Genomic DNA, 21347 nt, shown 5'->3' on the forward strand with positions numbered 1-21347 from the left:
TAACCTTACGCGGTAACGAGGGCTGGGCGAGTAGGCTTAGCCATGTGGATACTCAAACTGTTCTCTCTAAGCCACACGCCGGAACCATTGGCCACGCTGCGCTCGAAGTAGGGGCGTGGCTCGTCGCGCTGAGCTCAGCGGCGATTTCCTTCGCCATTGTGGGTATCCACGGCTTCGGCGGGGCCATGGACATCAGCCGCTACGGCGAACTCACCCAGATCCAACGCGACGGCGGGTTCAACTCATCTTTCGCGGTTCCAGGACTACTCGCGTTCTTTGCGCTCGCGGTGGCGGGTGTCCTCATTCCACCTAAAAAGCTGACACAGCTCAAAGAGTCGGTCCGTTCCCAGCTCCTCACACTTTTTGCAGCCGCGACTGCGTGCGTGTCAGTCGTCGTTGTGTTCATTCCTACTTTCTGGCTCACCCTGATCGTGGCCGCTCTGCTGGGCATGTTGGTGGGCGTACTTGCTGCCCACGCGCCTGAACTTCACACCAAACCGTGGCGCACAGGTGGCCTGGCGGTTGGAATCTTCCTGCTGGTCACGTACTACTTTGAGCTGGAACACGGGGTTCCGGCCGGTGCTCACGCGTTACGTTGGCTCCTGTTTGTCGGGGCGATCCTCCTCATTGTGGCAGCACTGATGGTACTGGTGTTCCCGCTGTCGTCTGACCGCGACATCGACGACCTTCACACGTTCCCTCACACCCTGGCCATCAAACGCTCCCGCGGTCACATGTCGATCGCTTTTCCGTGGGCCTGCTACGCACTGTTCGCAGTACTGGGCGCACTGTTCTTACTTCCTCTTCCCGCCACCGTGGACGGGGGATACGGTCAGGGTGCAATTGGACTCATGACTGCGGCGGTTCTTTTGGGTTGGGCTGCCGGATACGAGTCCGGTCCCACCTTCGCTCCCGGCATGACCCGTCCACGCCTTACCGCGTTCGCGTTGGTCGCAGCGGGGCTGTTGATGATCTGCGCTGGCTTGATTGACGAGCTTTCTGGAAAAGCCGTACTCATGGCACTCACCGCGTTCTGCGTGGGCGTGGGTGTGCGCGCTCAAAAGTATGAATTCTCACGCCGCGTGGGCCTCGCTGTAGGTGCGCTGTTGGCTACTCTGCTCTGTGGTCTTGACCTCACGTTCGACATCCATCTGTCAGCAGTAACCACGTGGGTGCTGTCCGCATCCGGCGTGGCCTTCAGTGCGATCGGTCTTCTGGCCTTTGCAACCGGAATCTTGGCAATCTTCTTTTTCTCACCCATGGGTGTGCGCGGAATGGGCGTCGACCTCATGAACGCGTTCCAAGTTTCCGGTGACAGCTCGCCTAGAGCCACAGCACCAGCCTTCGCAGTCGCTGAAGATCAGGAAACACGCGTGCTGCCAGCGGCGACCACCTCGGCGGACGAACCCCAGGACGCCGGCGCCAACTACCTTGCGGTTCCAGAACCCGTAACGCCTTCCACCGGTCTGTTTATCGCGATCGAAGGCGGGGACGGGGCCGGGAAGACCACCCAGATTCGCAAACTGGTCGAACACCTAGAATCCCGCGGCTTTGACCCCGTTATTGCGACCCGCGAACCCGGTGGCACGCCTGTGGGGAAGTCCATTCGCAGTGTGTTGCTTGACGGTGAAGCGGTGTCAAAGAAATCAGAAGCGCTCCTGTACGCAGCTGACCGTGCACACCACGTTGCGACCCTCGTGGCACCGAGCTTGGAACAGGACGGTGCGGTTGTCACTGACCGGTACATTGACTCTTCGCTTGCCTACCAGGCCGGAGGCCGTGAGCTGTCTGAGGACGATGTGCTGGCCTTGTCGAGGTGGGCGACCTCGGGGCTGGTTCCCAACCTCACCTTGGTTCTGGACATTGACCCACGCGTGGCCGCCGAACGCATGGGGAACCGTGAGGACGCTAACCATCTAGACAAACAGAGCCTTGAGTTTAAGGACCGCGTGCGCGCCGGTTTCCTCCGGCTGGCAGAAGCTGAGCCTGACCGGTACGCAGTGATTCCAGCGGGACGCTCAGTCAACGAGGTCGCAGAACACATTCAGCGCGTGGTTGACGCCATAATCGACGGTGAAGAGTCAGCAGACGTCGCCGACACATTTGAACCGATCGCACCCCGAGGTGTGTTCGTAGGCGTGCCCACAGAACGGATGTCTCCTGAAGACGCTCAGAAAGCGGTTGACGAACACCGTTACGCTGAGTCGCCACAGTTCTTAACCGAACCAATCAAAGCTGATGGTGCTGAAGACGCTGACAGCGCGGCAAGCGCTGAAAGCACAGAAGACACAGAAAACGCTGCAACCACAGTACTGCCACAACGTCCCAAAGCTGAAGGCGCGCCAAAACCTGGGGGACCAACTCGTGCGCAGGCAGAGCCAGAAACTCCAGAGACTCAAGAGAAGCCCACAGACACGGCAGAGCCCGACCCTGAAACCTACCGCGCCAAGTTGCAGCGGCAGTCCATGATCGAACAGCAGGCGCGTCAACGTCTGCGTGATGCGCGACGGAATTCATGACGGCTGAGACAAGCTCCGGAATGTCCGGGACCGTGTGGGCAGACCTCGTTGGTCAGGACGCAGCGATCGCAACCTTGGCGCGCGCGGCCAGTGACCCGCAGTCCATGACGCACGCGTGGTTGCTCACAGGGCCGCCTGGGTCGGGCAGGTCGAACGCTGCCAAAGCGTTTGCTGCCGCACTTCTCACCCCCGATCACGGTGCAACGCTGAGCGCGCAGGCCAAGCGAGCGCTGGCAGGCACCCACGAATCCATGACGGTGATCTCCACCCAAAAGTCGGTCATCTCAATCGACGAAGTCCGCGACATTGTGGGCAAAGCCCAAGCCGCACCCGTGAACGCCGACTGGCGTGTGGTCATTATTGAAGACGCCGACCGCATGACAGAACGCACATCGAACGTGCTGCTCAAAGCAATCGAAGAACCCCCACCGGCGACCGTGTGGATCCTGTGCGCCCCCAGCCCCCAAGACGTTCTGATGACCATCCGCTCACGGTGCCGTAACGTCAACCTGCGCATCCCGCCGGTCAAAGCGATCGCACAACTGCTCAACACTCGCAACGGTATCGACCCAGAAGTTGCGACGTGGGCGGCCTCAGCTGCCCAGAACCACATTGGGCGCGCCAAATACTTAGCTACCAACGCTGACGCACGTCAGGTACGTGAACAGATTCTGCGCATCCCACTCAAGTTCGACTCCCTGGGTGCCACCGTTCGGCTCGCTGGCGAAACGCTCGACCAAGCTACAACACGTGCCAGTGACCGCACCAAGGACCGCAACGCGCAAGAAAAAGAAGAACTCTTGCGCACGCTTGGAGTTGAACCAGGCAAGAACCCGCCGCCGGCCGTGCGATCCCAAATCAAACGGCTCGAAGACGAACAAAAGCGCCGCGATTCACGAGCCCGCAACGACGAACTCGACGCCGTCTTCCTCGAGCTACTCGCGCTCTACCGGGATGTCCTCATGTGGGGGATGGGTGAAAAAGAAAACGTCATCAACGTGGGGGATGAACAGCTAATCTCGAGCATTGCTGACTCTTCAGACCCCGTGACCACGCTCAAACAGATCGAGGTTCTACAACTGGCCCGGACCCGCCTGCAAACAAACACGGCCCCACTCCTCATCGTGGAGGCCGCGTTCATTGGATTGTCTCGCCCGTGGAGTCCTGCCGCTCAGGCTACTGGTCGCTAGTCAGCAGGTCTACCACCAGGCCTGCGGTGAGGTCGACGCGGGGCAGAATCGAAGCGATGCGGGCGTGTTCGTCCACCGCGTGCGATCCGCCGCCCACAGTGCCTAAACCGTCCAGGGTGGGTGTGCCCAAGGCCGCCGTGAAGTTTCCGTCGGAACCGCCACCCACCATGATGGGTTTGAGTTCGTCGTGTCCCAGTTCCTGCGCTACTTTGCGGGCTCGGGCGAACAGGTGCGCTGATACTTTGCGTTCCCACGGTGGGCGATTGATCCCGCCGTCTAAGTGGAGTTGAGCGCCCGGAATGACGGGGCGTAGTCTGCGCAACGCTTGGTCTACGCGTTGTTGTTCGCGGGCCGAGGTGGCCCGTGAGTCGATCGACAAGGTAGCGTTCGCTGGCACCGTGTTGGTGGTGGTTCCGGAGTGCATAAAGGAAGGGACCACGGACGTCCCGGCTTCAGGTTTGTGTAACCCTGCGATTTTGACGACTTGCGAGGCCACTTCGACGGTGGCGTTGATGCCTTTTTCTGGTTCAACGCCAGCGTGGGCGGCGCGCCCGGTGACGTTGAGGTGGTAGATGGCCACACCCTTGCGGGCTACCTTGACCTCACCGTTGGGGCCACCGGATTCAAAAACCAGGGATGCGCGTGCGTGAGCAGATTCGTGTTCGATGAGGTCCCGGGAGGTCAGGGACCCCAGCTCTTCATCAGCAGTGACTAAAAGCGTGACACCGTCCAGAGTGCCCAGCTGCTCTTTGACTTTTTTGAGTGCGTGCATCGCGATGAGCACGCCACCTTTCATGTCATCGGTACCGGGTCCGCGAATGATCCCACCAGAGATGGTGAAAGGCATATCGTCGATGGTTCCCAGTGGCCACACAGTGTCGTGGTGGCCAATGAGCACTACGCGCCGGGGGCCGTTTCCAAAGCGCCACACCAGGTGGGGGAAGCCGTCGATGACATCTATCTGTGCGGGCTCGCCCATTAAACCTTCGCCCAACGCACTAAAAAGGCGCGCGGAACGGTGAAGCGCGGCCTTGTCGTTTGAAGGGGACTCGGTTTCCACTGCTTGGTGGAACTGGTGAATGAATAGTTCCAGGTCAGTGGTCGTAGAGAGGTTCGGATGAGCAGACATTAATCATTACTGTACCTAATGTGACACATTCGCCTGCGGGTGAGTCACGAAGCAACAGAGTAAATTGGTTGTGAAACAGCCAGCCACAAACAGGATCGGGCCAGCCATGAAATTCCTCGCGTTCATTTTCCTTATTGCGCTCATCATCGGCGCAGTGATTTACATCATCGCCACGGTGAAAAAGGCTAGGAACCGCGGGGAGACATACGGGGAAACTCAACGGACACCTCGGGACCCCTTTGCCACCGAGCAAGACACAACCGGCGACCCGTTCAAAATCCGGGCCGGGGACATGCTCCAGTTTGGTGATGACAAGTACTTTGTTCGCGGTTCCATCCACTTCACAGAAGGCGTGTACACCTGGCATGAACACTTCTTTCAGGCGGATGCAAACGCTACACGGCGGTGGCTGTCGGTCGAAGCTGACCCCGATCTTCAAATGGCGCTGTGGCAGGACGCGCCTGGTCTAAGCGCACAAGCTGGTGCGTCAGTGGTGACGTACAACAATATGCAGTTCCGGCTCGACGAATCGGGGCAGGCGAACTTCAGAACAGAAGGAACCACGGGTCTGCCAGAGTCGGGAGTCGCCTACTATGCCGACTACGAATCGGACGACGGGACGCTTTTGAGCTTTGAGCGGTTTGGCAACGGGGCGTGGGAAGCGAGCATTGGACGGCCGTTGCCACGCGGAAGCTTCACTATTTACCCGGGGTCCTGATATGACAGTGACAGGTTTGGTGACGGGCAGTGTGACGGGCAAAGCGACGGGCATACACACGGCGCCTGCCCATATCGACTTCGTTGACACTAGGGCTGATCAGCTCGTTTATTCACTCGACGAGCTCCGGATCATGCCCGTGCTGGCACGCGACTTTACGTTTACCCACGCGGGGGTACCACTGGAGGTTGAACTCGCCGTGCTGGGGTGTTCACACCAGGTGACGGTGCGGAGTGCTGGGCATGACTGGGTGCGCGAAACCCTGGCATGTCTGCCTGGCCGGGAGCCATGGGTGCCAGCAACCGATTCCTGCGCGGTTGCCCATGGTGGCCAGCTCACTTTCGACTCCACTGTTGTGAAGTCGGCAGACTTCCTGCGCGAGGTCGACCGGATCGAAAGTCAACTCGCGGACGCTCCCGCCCAGTGCAGTGTGCAGTTTCCCGGCCAGCCTGGCGCAGTTACGGCTCTGACATGCGCCACGAACCGCAACGGGGTCGTATGGCGCACGTGGCACTGCTACCCGCAAAGTGGCGAAGTAGTGAAAACACGGTCCGTGCTAAGCCTTGACACGCAGCTGTTCCGGGACCGCGATCAGGGAAGCGGGCACATGCGATGAACGTTCTTTACCGTCTGCTACCCGATTACCTCAACCGGAATGAAAAGAAGGGCATCTGGATTTCTGTCCTCGTGATCGTGGTGGCCACATATGTTGCCGTTGGAGTCATTTTTACGCCTGGAACCGACCCAAACCAGTGCGGCGACTACACGTTGAAAAACGGAAGCTACATCTACACCGAAGGCCGAGGCGACTACGACAGAGAAGGCACCAGCTACTTTTACGTCGGGTGTAAGAAGGCGCGTGGCGGGTGGTTCTTTGGGTTCCCAGGTTCGGGATCCGGGTCCGGTTCCGGGTACCGAGGTGGCGGCCCGGGGACTGGTAAATAAGGGGAGAAGGACCAGCCCGAGGTTACAAGGACTGCAACTAAAGAGATTGAGGAACTATGGTAATTGACTTACTCCGCGACAGCGCGGGCGTGGCGATGTACGCGGTGATTGGGTTGCTACTGATGATGGCGGGATTCTTCATCGTTGATCTGCTGACTCCGGGCAAGTTGCGAACACTGCTGTGGGAAGAGCGCTCGAAGAACGCAGCCCTGCTTGTGGGGTCAAAAGCGCTAGGCGTGTCCATCATTGTGTGTGCAGCGATTTACGCAAGCGCCCACGACTTACTTGCGGGCCTGGTCTCAACGCTGGTGTACGGGGTTATGGGCATCATCGTGATGGCAGTGAGCTTCCTGTTGATCGACCTGTTCACGCCGGGCAAATTGGGTGACCTTGTGCACGACCCTGAACTTCACCCTGCCACGTGGGTGTCAGCTGCGACCCACCTCGGGGTGGCTCTCATCATTAGCGTGGCGCTTTTGTGACTACTGAACGGCCGCAGTCTCCCGAACCTACTTTCCCACCCATCGTAGTAAAGCCAGGCTGGGCGCGGTTCACGGTTCTCTTTGCGGTGTTTCTATGTGCCGCGTGCGGCATGGTGTACAAGCTTGCGCTCATCGCGTTAGGTTCGTACCTGTTGGGTAACACCATTGTTCAAGCGTCCATTGTCCTTTCCGTGATGGTGTTCGCCATGGGTGTGGGTTCGGTTGCTACCAAACGCCTGGTCAGGTGGGCGGCAATGTCGTTTGCTCTCATCGAGGTCCTGCTCAGCGTCATTGGTGGGCTGAGCGTGCTCCTGCTGTACATGGCGTTCGCCTACATGGACCTGTACATGGTGGCGCTGGTGGTGTGTGCGTTCATTATTGGTGCGCTGATTGGCGCAGAAATCCCGTTGCTTATGGAGTTGGTCCAGTCCATTCGCAAACAACGCGCATCGAGTGCCGTTGCGGACCTGTTTGCGGCGGACTACGTAGGCGGTTTGCTGGGTGGATTAGCGTTTCCGTTCCTGCTTTTGCCGCTGCTGGGGTTGGTGCGGGGCACCATTGTGACTGGTGCGATTAATGCGCTGACGGGTGTGGTGGTCGTCCTGTGGCTGTTCAGGCGTAGCCTGGTGCGGCGCGCCAAAGTCGCGGTCTCAATCTGCCTGGTGGTGGCGTTAGGTTTTCTGGCGGTTGCGTGGGCATTGGCGGACACGATCGAGGTGTCTGCACGGCAAAGGCTCTACCGGGACCCGATCGTGGCGGCGGAGCGAAGCGACTATCAAGAGATCGTACTGACGAAGGACCCGCGCACATCCGACACGCGCCTGTTTCTCAACGGTGATCTGCAGTTCGCATCCTTGGATGAACACCGGTACCACGAATCTCTGGTGCACCCGGTGATGAACGGGAAACACGCAAAGGTGCTTATCTTGGGTGGTGGCGATGGACTCGCTGCCCGGGAAGTGCTCAAGTATCCCGAGGTGGATTCGGTGACGCTGGTTGATCTAGACCCTGCTGTCACAGACTTGGCTAAGAACGATGAGCGTCTGCGCGCGTTCAACAAGGACGCGCTCAACGATCCGCGGATGAAGGTGACCAATGCGGACGCGTTTTCGTGGGTGCGCAGAGGGCCATCCCAAGAGTTTGACGTGGTGATCGTGGACTTGCCCGACCCGGATGATGTGCCCACCGCCAAGCTGTACACGATCGAGTTTTACGACCTGGTTTCGCACGTGATGGCGCCTGGAGCTCGAATGGTGGTGCAGGCCGGGTCCCCGTATTTCGCGCCTGAAGCGTACTGGGGGATAGGGGAGTCTGTTGCCCAGGCTGGGTTCGCGACGACGCCGTACCACGTGGATGTGCCCAGTTTTGGGGACTGGGGGTATTTCTTGGCTGCTAAGGGTGCCGCCCCGGAAGTGAAGGTCAGTGACGCGGTTGCCCCGCGGCTTTCGTTCATGACGCCCGAGGTGGCCCGCGCTTCCGTTGTGTTTCCACCTGACCGTGATCGTGGGGCGGTGAAGAGCGTGAAAGCGTCTACTCTTCTTCACCCAAGGGTGCTGGATGCGGAGCGCCGAGGCTGGGTTGGGTACTGAAGTTTGACGAGCCGAAGCCACCCCACTAGAATCTGTCTGGTTGCCTCCTTAGCTCAGTCGGCAGAGCGTTTCACTCGTAATGAAAAGGTCGTCGGTTCGATTCCGACAGGGGGCTCTCCTTGACTCCACACAGCGTGATCGATACCACTCGGCTAAGCTGAGCATAATCTTGTATTTCGACTTCGAGGTGGATCATGAAACTGTCGCGCGACAGCGTAGTAGTGGGTATTGATGACTCAGAATCCGCACGTGAAGCGGCCCATTTTGCCGTAGCCCACTTCGCAGACGCACGCGAAATCGTGTTAGTCGCGGTGATCCCAGACGGAACGCGCCCCGTGTTGCCCGCACCTGGTGACGTGACCACCCCATACACCGGATCCCTGCCTGCAGTGCAGCCAGCAATACCCAGCGAAGAAGACCGCAAAAAATGCGAAGCCATGCTGGACGACCTGCGCACGCAACTCGAATCCACGCACAAGGACTCAGAAACCACCTCGGCGCCCATTAAAACCCGCGTCATGGCAGGTGACCCTGCAGAACAACTCGCCACGCTGGGAGACGACGCAGGCTTGCTCGTCATCGGCCACCACGGCGCTGACCAGAAATTCGCCGGCCGAATCGGACGCACCAGCCGCGGACTCCCCGGCCACTCCCTATGCCCCGTGCTCATCTACCGTCCAGGCGACGCCGGCAATTCCGTGGTCGTAGGCATGGACACGTCCGAATACTCCAGCGTGGCCGCCCTGGACGCCGCCGACTTCGCCGTCAACGCAGGCCTGCCCCTGCGCGTAGTCGTGGGCGTAGATCCATTGGGTGACAGCGAACGCACCCACACGCAAACTGAACTTGACCTCACCTGGTTGCGTTCGGAAGTACCCGGTCTGGATGTGTCCGTTGAGTACGCTCAGGGCCCCGCCGCCGAGGTGCTCGTCGCCGCGTCTGAAAACGCCCGTCTCCTTGTCATGGGTAAGCGTGGGCTTGGTCTGTTCGCCGGAATGGCAGTTCAACTGGGTCGTACGGCCAGCCAAGTGATCGACAAAGTGAACACCTCACTCATGCTGGTGTCCTTCCGAGACGATCCGCGCCTGGCCAACCGTCGCATCGTCGACTAAAAGCTAGCCCCTCACTCATCCGGGTCGATCTCAAGCGACGCCAACGCTGCACGTCTTAACTGTTCGCGAATCACTTCTTCTGGTTTGCGTCGCACCACGTACGGCGTGGAGTTGAGCATCCCGAAAATCGCGTGGACCCGAACAGTAGCTTCGTCGCGGGTCAGATCGGACATGGACGTCAGCACGCTCACCCACCGGTTGACATAAGCCCTCTGTAACGCCCGCACCCGGTTTTGCCCGTCCAGGGGCAGGCTTCCCAAGTCACGGTCGTGAATGCGAATCAGCTCAGACTCCGTGACCGCGAACGTTAAGTGGAAGTCGATCAGCTTAATCAAGATGTCTTTGGACGAGGGAGCCTTCCAGTTCTCAACAATGTGCCCACCACCTGCTTTGAGGTAGTTGGAGATCCCCACCAGCAGCTCCGACAGGATTGCTTCCTTGGACGGGAAGTGCCGGTAGACCGCAGGCCCAGACACGCCAGCACCGTGTCCAATGTCGTCGATGCTCACCGCCAGGAAGCCGTGCCTGGCGAACAGCACCTTCGCCGATTCCATGATCGCCTCTCGTCGCTGCGCCTTTGCAAGCTGGCGGGAAATTCCCTTGTCTGAAGTGGCCATGCCAGCTAGTATATCTTTCAGTTAATGGTCACTCACTGAGTGGTCGAATGCTGAACACCGCCGGACTGAGCGCCGGCACAAGAACACAGGAGTTCACAATGCGCGCCATTGGTACACCTCCGGACCCCAGCACAGCGGAAGAATTCGCGCACGCGCACAGCCAGCTCATCGAAGAGCTACGCGCTCGCACAGCCCAGACCGCTCTGGGTGGTTCGGAACGATCCAGGCAAAAGCACCTGGACCGCGGAAAGCTTCTTCCCCGCGACCGCGTGGAACGTCTTCTGGACCCGGGCAGCCCTTTCCTCGAGTTCTCCGCGCTGGCAGCCAATGGCATGTACAACGACGACTCGCCAGGTGCGGGCATCATCACCGGAATGGGCCTGGTCAACGGGCGCATCTGCGTGATTGTGGCCAACGACGCCACGGTCAAGGGTGGAACGTACTACCCCATGACCGTCAAGAAGCACCTGCGCGCACAAGAAATCGCACGTGAAAACAAACTCCCGTGCATTTACCTCGTGGACTCCGGGGGAGCGAACCTCCCCAACCAAGACGACGTGTTCCCCGACCGTGAACACTTTGGTCGTATCTTCTACAACCAGGCCACCATGTCGGCAGCTGGGATCCCGCAGCTCGCCGCAGTCATGGGGTCGTGTACCGCCGGTGGTGCATACGTGCCTGCCATGGCTGACGAGTCGATCATCGTCAACGAACAAGGAACCATCTTCCTCGGTGGCCCGCCCTTGGTGAAAGCCGCCACCGGTGAAGTTGTCACAGCAGAAGAACTGGGCGGGGGAGCGCTCCACGCGCGCACCTCGGGTGTTGCTGACCACCTCGCCGCCAACGACGACCACGCACTCGAAATCATGCGCGATATCGTCGCCACCCTGCCGGCGGCACCTGCTCCCGCATGGGAACGAGCTGAGCCGCAAGAACCTAAATACACCTCGGACGAACTCACTCAGGTGGTGCCCGCGGACCTCAAAACCCCGTACGACGTCCGCCAGGTCATTGCCCGCATCGTCGACGGATCCGAATTCCACGAATTCAAAGCCGAATACGGCAACACCCTCATCACCGGGTTCGCCCGCATCGACGGCCACCCGGTAGGAATCATCGCCAACAACGGCGTGTTGTTCGGGGAATCCGCACAGAAGGGTGCACACTTCATCGAACTGTGCGACCAGCGCGATACCCCACTGGTGTTCCTCCAGAACATCACCGGATTCATGGTGGGACGCGACTACGAGGCCGGCGGAATCGCCAAACACGGCGCCAAAATGGTCAACGCCGTAGCCACCGCGCGCGTGCCTAAGTTCACCGTCATCATCGGCGGGTCTTACGGTGCTGGTAACTACTCCATGTGCGGGCGCGCCTACTCACCTCGGTTCCTGTGGATGTGGCCCAACACGCGCATCTCGGTCATGGGTGGTGAGCAGGCCGCCAGCGTTCTGGCAACCGTCAAACGCGACCAGATGGAAGCCCGTGGCGAAGACTGGCCGGTCGAAGAAGAGAATGCGTTCAAGGCCCCCGTGCTTCAACAGTACGAAGACCAAGGAAACCCCTACTACTCAACCGCTCGCTTGTGGGATGACGGGATCATCGAACCGTCGCAGACCCGCCAAGTGCTAGCGCTGGCCCTCGAAGCCGCACGCTACGCCCCACTCGAGCGTCCGCTTAACTCTGCTGGCTACGGCGTTTTCAGGATGTGACATCGATATGTTTACCAAAATTCTTATCGCCAACCGCGGTGAAATTGCGTTGCGCGTCATCCGCACGTGCCAGCGCTTGGGCGTGCAAACCGTGGCCGTGTACTCCGACGCCGACGCTCACGCCCCGCACGTCAAACTCGCCGACCAGGCCGTGCGCTTGGGCCCAGCGGCAGCCAGCGAGTCGTATCTGAAGATCGACCGCGTGATCGAAGCCGCCCAGTCCACCGACGCGCAAGCAATCCACCCCGGCTACGGCTTTTTGAGCGAAAATGCGCAGTTCGCCGCGGCCTGTGAGGACGCCGGCATCGTGTTCCTGGGCCCCACCGCCAGCGCCATTCGCACCATGGGTGACAAGATCACGGCCAAACAGGCCGTAGCGTCCCGAGGTGTCCCACTGGTTCCCGGTGTCGCAGAGTCCGGCTTGAGTAACGACCAGCTGGAAAAGGCGGCACTCGACGTGGGCATGCCGGTGCTGATCAAGCCATCTGCCGGTGGTGGTGGAAAAGGTATGCACGCGGTGTTCAAGCAGGAGGACCTGCGCGAATCACTCGAAGCTGCACGCCGCGAAGCTGCCAGCTCCTTTGGTGACGACACCTTGTTCCTCGAGCGCCTGATCTCCACCCCGCGTCACATTGAGGTGCAGGTGCTGGCCGATGAACACGGAAACGTCATCCACTTAGGCGAACGCGAATGTTCACTCCAGCGCCGCCACCAGAAGGTCATCGAAGAAGCCCCAAGTGCGCTTCTCGATGAAGAAACCCGCGCCCGGATCGGCCAAGCTGCAGTCGAAACCGCACGTTCCGTTGGGTACCGGGGAGCGGGAACCGTTGAGTTCATCGCATCTGCTGACAACCCCGACGAATTCTTCTTCATGGAGATGAACACGCGCCTGCAGGTCGAACACCCCGTGACCGAACAAGTTACCGGGGTCGACCTCGTGGAATGGCAGCTGCGGATCGGAGCTGGTGAGGAACTCACTCTGAAGCAGGAGGACATCACCCTCACCGGGCACTCCATCGAAGCGCGTATCTACGCCGAAGACCCCGCCCGCGGCTTCCTCCCCACCGGTGGTACCGCGCTCGACGTGGTGTTCGGCAACGACAATGACCCGGGTCTACGCGTCGACGCCGGTCTGGAGCCAGGCCAGACGATCGTGAGCGACTACGACCCCATGATCGCCAAGGTCATCACCACCGCGCCCACTCGTGAAGAAGCGCTCGCCAAGTTAGACGACGTGCTCGCCCACTCCGCAGTGCCGGGAATTGTGACCAACATCGATTTCCTGCGCATGCTCATCACCCGCGACGACGTCATCGCAGGTGACCTGGACACAGGGCTGATCGACCGCCTCACGGAAGACGACCTGGCCCACGCGCCACAACCCGTCGACGCCCTGCTCGCAGCGGTCGCGGTCACCCGCGGCGTAGGGCAGCGGCAGCGGGCAACCACCTCGGCCCCTTCAGCCTGGAACGCCACCGGCTGGCGCAACGCCGCCCCCATCAACGAACGCGTGGACCTCATCTACCAGGGTGAGCCCGTGGACGCTGTGTATGCGGGGGAGCCCGCTCGGGTGCGTCCAGTAGGCACCGGCGCCGAGGTCGTCGTCACCTGCTGCGGGGCCGACCACCGGGCGCTCGTGTGGGTGACGCCGGCAAACGTGTGGGTGGCGAGCACGCGCGGTGTGTTCATGTTCGGACGCCCGCAGGCCGACACCACCCTGGGTGTGGCAGGTGCAGGCGCCTCGATTACAGCACCTATGCCGGGGGCAGTAACCTCGGTGCGGGTCGCTGATGGAGACCCCGTGGAAGAAGGCCAGCCAGTGCTGGTACTCGAAGCCATGAAGATGGAGCACGTCCTGCGTGCACCGGTCACCGGCGTAGTGCAACTGTCAACGGTTGCAGGCGCGCAAGTGGCCCTAGACGAAGTTTTAGCAACGGTAGTTGAAGAGGAAGAACAATGATCACATTTATGCCCGGCCAGTTGCCGGAAGAATACGAATCCCTACGTCAGCAGGTTGCGAAGTTCTCAGACGAAGAAGTCGCACCCGTCAGCGCCGAACTCGACGCCAAGCACGAATTCCCGTACAAGCTGGTCGCGAAAATGGGCCAGATGGGGCTGTTCGGTCTGCCTTTTGATGAAAAGTACGGCGGAATGGGCGGCGACTACTTCGCCCTGTGCTTGGCTATTGAAGAGCTGGCCCGCAACAACCAGTCGCTGGCCATCACGCTGGAGGCCGGGGTTTCGCTGGGTGCTATGCCCATCTACCGTTTTGGAACCGAAGAGCAGAAGCAGGAATGGCTGCCTAAGCTCACCGACGGTTCCGGGCTGGCCGCGTTCGGGTTGACCGAGGCCGAGGCCGGTTCCGACGCTGGTGGCACCAAGACGAAGGCTGTTTTGGAAAACGGCGAATGGGTCATCAACGGATCCAAGCAGTTCATCACGAACTCCGGAACCGACATCACCCGCCTGGTCACCGCTACCGCCGTCACCGGAACCCGCACGGGCCGCGACGGTAAGGAAAAGCCAGAGATTTCGACCATCATGATCCCTACCGGAACCCCTGGTTTCACTGCTGAACCTGCCTACGACAAGGTGGGCTGGAACTCCTCCGACACCCACCCGCTGACCTTCGACAACGTGCGTGTTCCAGAAGAGAACCTGCTGGGTGAACGTGGCCGAGGTTACGCCAACTTCCTGCGCATCCTCGACGAAGGTCGTATCGCAGTGGCCGCCCTGTCCGTGGGTGCCGCACAAGGGTGCGTGGATGAGTCGGTGCGGTACGCGAAGGAACGTGTGACCTTCGGCAAGCCGATCGCCAACTACCAGGGCATCCAGTTCAAGATCGCGCGCATGGAAGCCCGCGTCGTGGCTGCCCGCGCTGCGTACTACCTGGCGGCCTCCCGCATGGAGTCCGGCCTTCCGTTCAAGAAGGAAGCCGCTGTCGCCAAGCTGATCGCAGGTGACGCTGCAATGGACAACGCGCGTGACGCCACCCAGATCTTCGGTGGCTACGGATTCATGAACGAATACCTGGTTGCCCGCCACTACCGCGACTCCAAGATCCTGGAAGTGGGCGAAGGAACCACTGAGGTCCAGTACATGCTCATTGCTCGCGAACTGGGACTGGCATAAGCGTTTGAAAGCACGTTCCGGTTTGGAAACAATAGGAGCGTGAAGCGCGCAATTTTTTCAAGTGTAGTTGTCGGAGCCTTGGTCCTGTCAGGGTGCGGGACCAACGGCTCCGAATCCACCTCGGGAAGCGGGCAGGGAGCCCCAACCACCTCGGCGAGCTCCGAAAGCACGCCCACCCCAACCCCAACGCCCACGCCCGACCCCACCGAGCTGAAGCCGGGAACCAACCATTCGTACGAGGCGGCGGAATACGCATACGAAGCCAAAGACGTACACAACTGGTTGCACGAGGAGAAAACCGAGGCGGCCAACTACCCTAAGAAGAAGATCGCCTTCCTCACGTTCGACGACGGTCCCACGAACATCACGCCCAAGGTGCTTAAGGAACTCAAAAAAGCCGGCGCGCCTGCCACGTTCTTCGTGATTGCCGGTGAACTGGGGGTCGAAGGGCCTGACGGTGATAAACACCTCAAGCAGACCATTGAGGACGGGAACTCGGTGTGCATCCACACCTATTCGCACAAGTACTCGTACCTGTACCCGGGTCGCCAGGCTAACGCTGAGAACATCTCAAAGGACTACGACAAGGCCCTCACATCTGTGCGCAACGTGCTGGGTGAGGACTATGAGGTACACGGTCACCGGTACCCAGGTGGGCACGGGTGGCGCAAAATGGGTGCTGCAGATAAAGCCCTTGAAAAGAAGGGTTCGTACTGGATCGACTGGAACTCCGAAAATGGTGACGGTACCGATTCGGCGAGTTCCACGGGTGAAGGTCGAGCCAAACAAGCCTTGTCGACCTTGACCGACTCCCCGAACGTCGCCGTCATCCTCATGCACGACTTCCAAGACAACGACGCGACTGCCGAAGGGATCGCTCCGCTGGTCAAGGAGCTGAAGAAGCGGGGCTACGAATTCGGGGTCATCAATTAAGCACAGGTAATGTGAAGATATGACGCGCAACACACATGAAGAACACGGGTCGGCAGTGGTCCAGCAACGTGGACTGTGGTTCGACGAAATGGAAGTGGGCACGATTTACAAGCACGCCCCGGGCCGCACGATCACGGAAGCAGACAACACGTGGTTCACCGCGGTCACCATGAACACGCAAGCGTTGCACTTAGACGCAGCTTTTGCTGAATCGGAACCTTTTGGTGAGCGGTTGGTGAACTCCATGTTCACGCTGGCCACGCTGGTGGGGCTGTCTGTCAGCCAGCTGACCCAGGGCACCATCGTGGGGAACCTAGGGTTCTCCGAGGTCGCATTCCCCAAACCGCTGTTCCACGGGGACACGCTGTATGCGGAAACCAAGATCCTGGACAAGCGTTTGTCGCGGTCACGTCCAGGGCAGGGGATTGTCACCCTTGAACACATTGGGCGTAACCAGGACGGCGCGATCGTAGCGAAAGCCGTGCGTCAGACCATGGTTTTTACATCAGACCACGCAGAAAAGAACGAAGGGTAAGTGACATGGCCACGACAGTGAAACCCGCATGGTTGTTTGTTCCCGGCGACCGTAAGGACCGTTACACCAAGGCGGCGGAACGCTCGGATGTGGTGATAGTGGACCTCGAAGACGCTGTCTCACCTGCCCACAAAGCTGACGCGCGTAAGGCATTTCTGGAGTTTCAGAATAGCGATCAAGCGCTCGACCCCACGAAAACCGTGGTGCGCATCAACCCAGTGGGATCGGAATGGTTCCACTCGGACCTCAAGCTACTTTCTGAGCTGCCGGGCAGTGGCTATTCGGTCATGCTGCCAAAAGTCGAGGACACGGAAGCCCTGGAACACATCCGTGGACTCAAGGTGTACGCGCTGATCGAAACCGTCAGAGGCGTCGTCAATGTGGACACCATTGCTGCGCACGAAGGCGTGACCGGCCTCATGTGGGGTGCTGAAGACCTGTTCGCTTCCCTGGGTGGCGGCCACTCCCGCACGGCGGCCGGGGACTACCGGGCACCCGCGGTCTACACCCGCGCCAGGGTGCTCATGGCTGCTAAAGCGCACGGAAAACTTGCTATCGACTCGGTGTGGACGGACATCGACAACTTGGACGACCTCGGCGTGGAAGCCGATGACGCAGTCAACTGCGGTTTCGATGCCAAGGCGCTCATCCACCCCAAACATGTGGAAGTTGTGCGGAACGCGTTTAGGCCCTCCGGTGAACAACTCGAATGGGCACATGGTGTGATCCAGGCGGCTTCGAGTACGGATGCCGGTGCGTGGACGTACCAGGGTCAGATGATTGACGAGCCGCTCCTCCAGCAGGCGCGGAACATTCTGGCACGTGCGTAAGAAAGTGGTGTAGACCACTCGCGGGAGCTGAAGTTACAATAATCGAAGAATTGTTGTTAGGTGATGAGTGACAGGAAGTTTCACCTATGCCATCTTCGCTCCCGCGCATTCTTACGTCCGTAGCTCTGACTATTGGTCTTGTCGTTGCACCGTTGCCCACCTTGGGGACTCAAGCCAAAGCGCCTGAGACAAAAACCCGTGAAATCAGCGTTTCACGTGGGCAAATCAAAAAGGTGGAAACGCCTAAAGCCAAAGTGTCTGTAGTAGGCGCTACGTGGCAAGGTACCACCAGGATTGAAAAAGCCGAATACCGTTCCAAAGACCACAACGGTCAGTGGAGTCCTTGGAAAGAGTTGCCAGCTGACGACGCAGACGGGCCTGACGCTGGAACGGGTGAAGCCGGGAAAGCGCTACAAGGTACTGAACCACTAGTCGTGCCAGCGGGCACGTCTGTTGAGATTCGCACGGAACAAAAATCTGATCTGTACGTTGCAGAAACTGGAGTGACGGGCAACGTTCGCCCAGGTGGGGCCGTAGCGGGTGCTGCGCCGGCTCATGCTGCAGGTGGATCCCAGATTGGCGGATTCACCTACACGTCTCGCAAAGACTGGGGAGCGAAAGGGCCACGCAAAGGTTGCCCAGTGGAAGAAACCAAAGTTAACAAGGCAGTGGTCATCCACCACACCGCGGGATCCAATTCCTACACCCAAGCCCAGGTGCCATCCATTCTGCGCGGTATCCAGGGGTACCACCAGAACGGTCGCAAATGGTGCGACATCGGGTACAACATGGTCGTCGACAAATGGGGCAATATCTACGAAGCACGTTCCGGCGGGCTCACTGATGCGGTGATTGGTGCACACGCTGGTGGGTTTAACACCAGTACGTTTGGTGTTTCCGTGCTGGGTACGTACAACAAGCCGGCGAGCTCAGCGGTGCTGAACTCGTTGAAGAAAATTGTGAGTTGGCAGGGTCAGCTGTGGGGATACGACCCTAGCACCACGGTGAAACTCACGTCCAAAGGTGGCACGTCGAAGTTCAAAGAAGGAACTGTGCGGACACTGCCTCGGGTGTTTGGACACCGGGACGTGGGGAACACAGACTGCCCGGGTGCGGGGCTCTACGGGCAGTTGGCACAGTTGCGGATTTCTCAGCCGGTAAAACCTGCGGCGCCTATCGAATCGAAGGGGATTCAGGAGTACTACAACAAGCACAAAGATGAAACCGGGCCACCGCAGAACCCGCAACGAAAGACCGGTAAAGGTGTTTTGCAGAACTTCAAGAACGGTGTGGTGTACCAATCAAAGCAGGGCGTGTACTTCACGGCGTACTCAGCGCCCACGCGTAAAGTCTGGTCACAACACGGATGGGAACGTGGCCGGTTGGGCTTCCCCAAGTCGGACCGTTACAAGTTTGGACACGGGTGGCGTCAGAGCTTTGAAGGTGGCGCGATCATTGAACACTCGCGTGGCACCTACCCCGTGTGGGGCGGGATCCAGTCAAACTGGGAGCGAAGCAAGGGTGCCGTGAAGTACCCGGTGAGCGTTGAAACGAAGATCAGTGGGAAGAAGCCCGGCTCTTTCCAGCACTTTGAGAACGGCAGTATTCACTGGTCAAAGAATTCCGGTGCGCACTACACGAACGGCGGGATCCGTAACACCTGGAGTAAACACAGGTGGGAGCAGGGACGGTTAGGTTATCCCAGCTCGGACCCATTCAAGAGCGGGGACCGCGTGCGTCAGAACTTTGAAGGTGGCGCCATTATTCACTCCAAGCGGGGAACGCACCCGCTGTGGGGAGGCATGAAGTCTAACTGGGAGCGCAACAAGGCGACGCTGCGGAACCCGGTGAGTACTGAGAAACAGATCAGTGGCAAGAAGCCCGGTGCGTTCCAGCACTTTGAACACGGAAGCGTCCACTGGTCCAAGAAGACCGGTGCGCACTACACGAGTGGTGCGATTCGAAACACCTGGAGCAAACAAGGATGGGAACAGGGACGCCTGGGCTACCCCAAAACGGACCCATACAAATCAGGTGACGAAGTGCGCCAAAAGTTCCAAGGCGGCACGGTTGTGTACCACAAGAAGCGGGGCACCCGCGTGATGTGGGGCAAGTAAGTACCCTGCCTCACACTCACGTGGTCGTTACACGGCGTCAACTCCGCGTTCGCCGGTGCGCACACGGATGACTTCTTCAACGGGGGTGACCCACACTTTCCCGTCGCCGATTTCTCCGGTGCGGGCGGTGTTCACAATGGCTTCGAGGGCTCCTTGAAGCTGGGGGTTATCAACGAGGACCTCGATTCGGACCTTGTCGACGAAATCCACGGCGTATTCCGCGCCACGATAGATCTCGACGTGGCCTTGTTGTTGCCCGTAACCGCGGACTTCCCACGCGGTCATTCCATGAATACCTAGTTGTTCTAGTGCGGTTTTGATTTCAGTGACCGTGAACGGTTTCACAACGGCAGTGATGAGTTTCATGTGAGCTCCTTAATGAAGGTGGGGGTGTAGCGGGCGGCCTATAAGATGCTTCGGTCGTAGGCGGACTCGCCGTGGGTGGTGATGTCGATGCCGGTGAACTCTTGTTTGGGGTCGACTCGCCAGCCGGATGTTGATTTGAGGAGCAACGCGATTAGTGCGGTGAAAAGACCCGAAACGAGCATCGCGATGACTGCAATCAGTACCTGGATGATGAAGAGTTTGAGCCCTTCCATACCACCGCCGGTCAGCAGGCCACGGTCGTTGGCGAAGAGTCCCACGCCGATTGTTCCCCAGAGGGCTGCGACCAGGTGGACGCCTACAACATCAAGCGAATCGTCGTAGTGGAACTTGTATTTGAGGCCAACTCCCCACGCGCCTAGTACGCCACCGATGACACCCAGAATGATCGAGGTGAGTGGGGTGAGGTCTCCGGCTGCCGGAGTGATGGTGACAAGTCCGGCGATAACGCCCGAGGCGGCACCCAGTGAGGTTGGCTGGCCTTCAGTGATGCGTTCGTAGGCTAGCCAGCCCAACATGGCGGCACCGGTAGCTACGGTTGTGTTGAGCCAGGCGAGTCCAGCGGCTCCGTCGGCGGCAAATGCAGAACCGCCGTTGAAGCCGAACCAGCCGAACCACAGTAGGGCTGCACCCAGCATGACGAATGGAACGTTGTGTGGGCGGTGTGGGGATTTCATGAAGTTGGCGCGTTTGCCAACGATGAGGGCGAGTGCCAGGGCGGCGGTGCCGGCTGAAATGTGGACGACTGTGCCTCCCGCGAAGTCGATAGGGGCGACGTTTGCTTCTTCGCCGGTAGAGCCGAACAGCATCGCAGAAAGTCCGGTTGCGCTGTGTGACAGTAGACCGCCACCCCACACCATGTGTGCAAGCGGGAAGTACACGAAGGTCACCCACAGTGCGACGAAGCCTAGCCAGGTGCCGAACTTGACGCGTTCGGCTAGTGCTCCTGAGATGAGTGCAACGGAAATGGATGCGAAGGTCAGCTGGAAGCCAATGTCAATGATGTTGGCGTAACCGCTGGCTCCCGCGATGAAGTTGCCGTTGGTATCTGTGATTAAGTTCCGCAGTCCAAAGAACTCAAAGGGGTTTGCAAACAGGCCCAGGATGGATTGTGAGCCGTAGGACATTGACCAGCCCCACAGCACGTAGACGATGCTGACTACGGCGATTGCTCCAAAGCTCATCAGCATCATGTTCAAAACGGATTTCTGGCGTGACATGCCGCCGTAAAACAGTGCCAGGGCGGGTGTCATTAGAAGCACAAGTGAAGCTGAGATGAGCATCCAGCTCGCGTTTCCCGACGCCGCTGCAACCTGATCCGGTGTCATAGTTGTTCCTCCAGTCTCGTCGGTTCTTTTCATTCTTTTTATCGACGTTGTCGATGGATTAAAACTACAGTACTA

At 59.4% G+C, this 21347-nt stretch carries 19 protein-coding genes and 1 tRNA gene; 16 read left to right on the top strand and 4 right to left on the bottom strand.

Translation table 11 applies throughout. The annotated features are described in order from the left end of the window. Positions 1 to 44 precede the first annotated feature (44 nt). The gene (gene tmk / locus HMPREF0183_RS13250; protein ID WP_005883937.1) at positions 45 to 2519 is read left to right on the top strand and encodes a dTMP kinase; all 2475 of its coding nucleotides are present in this window, start codon (positions 45 to 47) and stop codon (positions 2517 to 2519) included. After that, positions 2516 to 3709: a DNA polymerase III subunit delta' gene (locus HMPREF0183_RS05985; protein ID WP_005883939.1), complete on the top strand. Its 1194-nt coding sequence runs from the start codon at positions 2516 to 2518 to the stop codon at positions 3707 to 3709. Before tmk ends, HMPREF0183_RS05985 begins: the two co-directional genes overlap by 4 nt. Here HMPREF0183_RS05985 and HMPREF0183_RS05990 read toward each other — a convergent pair. Beyond that, a complete protein-coding gene (locus HMPREF0183_RS05990) occupies positions 3696 to 4838 on the bottom strand; it encodes a M20 family metallopeptidase (protein ID WP_005883941.1) in 1143 nt (380 codons plus the stop codon). The genes HMPREF0183_RS05985 and HMPREF0183_RS05990 overlap by 14 nt on opposite strands. A gap of 106 nt (positions 4839 to 4944) precedes the next feature. Between HMPREF0183_RS05990 and HMPREF0183_RS05995 the strand changes: the two genes are divergently transcribed. The 7 genes from HMPREF0183_RS05995 (at position 4945) to HMPREF0183_RS06025 (ending at position 9684) form a co-directional block, all read left to right on the top strand. Further along, the gene (locus HMPREF0183_RS05995) at positions 4945 to 5556 is read left to right on the top strand and encodes a DUF4178 domain-containing protein (RefSeq protein ID WP_005883943.1); all 612 of its coding nucleotides are present in this window, start codon (positions 4945 to 4947) and stop codon (positions 5554 to 5556) included. Position 5557: 1 nt separating this feature from the next. Beyond that, positions 5558 to 6172: a DUF2617 family protein gene (locus HMPREF0183_RS06000; RefSeq protein ID WP_005883945.1), complete on the top strand. Its 615-nt coding sequence runs from the start codon at positions 5558 to 5560 to the stop codon at positions 6170 to 6172. Further along, entirely contained in the window at positions 6169 to 6501 is a 333-nt protein-coding gene (locus HMPREF0183_RS06005; RefSeq protein ID WP_005883946.1) for a hypothetical protein, read from the top strand. Before HMPREF0183_RS06000 ends, HMPREF0183_RS06005 begins: the two co-directional genes overlap by 4 nt. Positions 6502 to 6557: 56 nt before the next feature. Beyond that, positions 6558 to 6983: a DUF350 domain-containing protein gene (locus HMPREF0183_RS06010; RefSeq protein ID WP_005883949.1), complete on the top strand. Its 426-nt coding sequence runs from the start codon at positions 6558 to 6560 to the stop codon at positions 6981 to 6983. Next, positions 6980 to 8572 carry a polyamine aminopropyltransferase gene (locus HMPREF0183_RS06015; protein ID WP_083801457.1) on the top strand — a complete coding sequence of 531 codons (1593 nt, stop codon included), beginning with the start codon at positions 6980 to 6982 and terminating at the stop codon, positions 8570 to 8572. The genes HMPREF0183_RS06010 and HMPREF0183_RS06015 overlap by 4 nt, the downstream gene beginning before the upstream one ends. Positions 8573 to 8614: 42 nt before the next feature. Then, a tRNA-Thr gene (locus HMPREF0183_RS06020) sits at positions 8615 to 8687 on the top strand. A 79-nt stretch (positions 8688 to 8766) separates the two neighbouring features. Then, positions 8767 to 9684, top strand: coding sequence for a universal stress protein (locus tag HMPREF0183_RS06025; protein WP_005883953.1), 918 nt, complete (start codon positions 8767 to 8769; stop codon positions 9682 to 9684). Positions 9685 to 9695: 11 nt separating this feature from the next. Here the strand turns inward: HMPREF0183_RS06025 and HMPREF0183_RS06030 are convergent, their stop codons facing one another. Further along, positions 9696 to 10301 carry a TetR/AcrR family transcriptional regulator gene (locus tag HMPREF0183_RS06030; RefSeq protein WP_005883954.1) on the bottom strand — a complete coding sequence of 202 codons (606 nt, stop codon included), beginning with the start codon at positions 10299 to 10301 and terminating at the stop codon, positions 9696 to 9698. A 98-nt stretch (positions 10302 to 10399) separates the two neighbouring features. On the opposite strand from HMPREF0183_RS06030, the gene HMPREF0183_RS06035 reads away from it, so the two are divergent. From HMPREF0183_RS06035 to HMPREF0183_RS06065, 7 genes are all read left to right on the top strand, one after another. Beyond that, positions 10400 to 12013, top strand: a complete 1614-nt coding sequence (locus HMPREF0183_RS06035; RefSeq protein WP_040348342.1) for a carboxyl transferase domain-containing protein — start codon at positions 10400 to 10402, stop codon at positions 12011 to 12013. A 7-nt stretch (positions 12014 to 12020) separates the two neighbouring features. After that, positions 12021 to 13973 (top strand): acetyl/propionyl/methylcrotonyl-CoA carboxylase subunit alpha, encoded by a 1953-nt coding sequence (locus HMPREF0183_RS06040; RefSeq protein WP_005883958.1) that lies wholly within the window; start codon positions 12021 to 12023, stop codon positions 13971 to 13973. After that, complete coding sequence (locus HMPREF0183_RS06045) at positions 13970 to 15145, top strand: acyl-CoA dehydrogenase family protein (RefSeq protein WP_005883960.1); 1176 nt, start codon at positions 13970 to 13972, stop codon at positions 15143 to 15145. The genes HMPREF0183_RS06040 and HMPREF0183_RS06045 overlap by 4 nt, the downstream gene beginning before the upstream one ends. A 39-nt stretch (positions 15146 to 15184) precedes the next feature. After that, positions 15185 to 16078 (top strand): polysaccharide deacetylase family protein, encoded by an 894-nt coding sequence (locus HMPREF0183_RS06050; protein WP_050775363.1) that lies wholly within the window; start codon positions 15185 to 15187, stop codon positions 16076 to 16078. 19 nt (positions 16079 to 16097) lie between these two features. Continuing rightward, entirely contained in the window at positions 16098 to 16613 is a 516-nt protein-coding gene (locus tag HMPREF0183_RS06055) for a MaoC family dehydratase (protein ID WP_005883965.1), read from the top strand. 5 nt (positions 16614 to 16618) lie between these two features. Next, complete coding sequence (locus HMPREF0183_RS06060; protein ID WP_005883967.1) at positions 16619 to 17443, top strand: HpcH/HpaI aldolase/citrate lyase family protein; 825 nt, start codon at positions 16619 to 16621, stop codon at positions 17441 to 17443. A gap of 86 nt (positions 17444 to 17529) precedes the next feature. Then, a complete protein-coding gene (locus HMPREF0183_RS06065) occupies positions 17530 to 19560 on the top strand; it encodes an N-acetylmuramoyl-L-alanine amidase (protein WP_005883969.1) in 2031 nt (676 codons plus the stop codon). Positions 19561 to 19587: 27 nt separating this feature from the next. On the opposite strand, the gene HMPREF0183_RS06070 is transcribed toward HMPREF0183_RS06065, so the two are convergent. Next, positions 19588 to 19926, bottom strand: a complete 339-nt coding sequence (locus tag HMPREF0183_RS06070; RefSeq protein WP_005883971.1) for a P-II family nitrogen regulator — start codon at positions 19924 to 19926, stop codon at positions 19588 to 19590. 38 nt (positions 19927 to 19964) lie between these two features. Then, positions 19965 to 21272: an ammonium transporter gene (locus tag HMPREF0183_RS06075; protein ID WP_040348307.1), complete on the bottom strand. Its 1308-nt coding sequence runs from the start codon at positions 21270 to 21272 to the stop codon at positions 19965 to 19967. Between the last annotated feature and the right edge of the window lie 75 nt (positions 21273 to 21347).

Origin of the sequence: Brevibacterium mcbrellneri ATCC 49030 (assembly GCF_000178455.1) — a bacterium.
Lineage (GTDB): Bacteria > Actinomycetota > Actinomycetes > Actinomycetales > Brevibacteriaceae > Brevibacterium > Brevibacterium mcbrellneri.

Bases quoted from the DNA above. Each gene is read 5' to 3' on its own strand.
- HMPREF0183_RS05985 (WP_005883939.1), top strand. From the start codon at position 2,516: ATGACGGCTGAGACAAGCTCCGGAATGTCCGGGACCGTGTGGGCAGAC.
- HMPREF0183_RS05990 (WP_005883941.1), bottom strand. From the start codon at position 4,838: ATGTCTGCTCATCCGAACCTCTCTACGACCACTGACCTGGAACTATTC.
- HMPREF0183_RS05995 (WP_005883943.1), top strand. From the start codon at position 4,945: ATGAAATTCCTCGCGTTCATTTTCCTTATTGCGCTCATCATCGGCGCA.
- HMPREF0183_RS06000 (WP_005883945.1), top strand. From the start codon at position 5,558: ATGACAGTGACAGGTTTGGTGACGGGCAGTGTGACGGGCAAAGCGACG.
- HMPREF0183_RS06005 (WP_005883946.1), top strand. From the start codon at position 6,169: ATGAACGTTCTTTACCGTCTGCTACCCGATTACCTCAACCGGAATGAA.
- HMPREF0183_RS06010 (WP_005883949.1), top strand. From the start codon at position 6,558: ATGGTAATTGACTTACTCCGCGACAGCGCGGGCGTGGCGATGTACGCG.
- HMPREF0183_RS06025 (WP_005883953.1), top strand. From the start codon at position 8,767: ATGAAACTGTCGCGCGACAGCGTAGTAGTGGGTATTGATGACTCAGAA.
- HMPREF0183_RS06030 (WP_005883954.1), bottom strand. From the start codon at position 10,301: ATGGCCACTTCAGACAAGGGAATTTCCCGCCAGCTTGCAAAGGCGCAG.
- HMPREF0183_RS06035 (WP_040348342.1), top strand. From the start codon at position 10,400: ATGCGCGCCATTGGTACACCTCCGGACCCCAGCACAGCGGAAGAATTC.
- HMPREF0183_RS06040 (WP_005883958.1), top strand. From the start codon at position 12,021: ATGTTTACCAAAATTCTTATCGCCAACCGCGGTGAAATTGCGTTGCGC.
- HMPREF0183_RS06045 (WP_005883960.1), top strand. From the start codon at position 13,970: ATGATCACATTTATGCCCGGCCAGTTGCCGGAAGAATACGAATCCCTA.
- HMPREF0183_RS06055 (WP_005883965.1), top strand. From the start codon at position 16,098: ATGACGCGCAACACACATGAAGAACACGGGTCGGCAGTGGTCCAGCAA.
- HMPREF0183_RS06060 (WP_005883967.1), top strand. From the start codon at position 16,619: ATGGCCACGACAGTGAAACCCGCATGGTTGTTTGTTCCCGGCGACCGT.
- HMPREF0183_RS06065 (WP_005883969.1), top strand. From the start codon at position 17,530: ATGCCATCTTCGCTCCCGCGCATTCTTACGTCCGTAGCTCTGACTATT.
- HMPREF0183_RS06070 (WP_005883971.1), bottom strand. From the start codon at position 19,926: ATGAAACTCATCACTGCCGTTGTGAAACCGTTCACGGTCACTGAAATC.
- HMPREF0183_RS06075 (WP_040348307.1), bottom strand. From the start codon at position 21,272: ATGACACCGGATCAGGTTGCAGCGGCGTCGGGAAACGCGAGCTGGATG.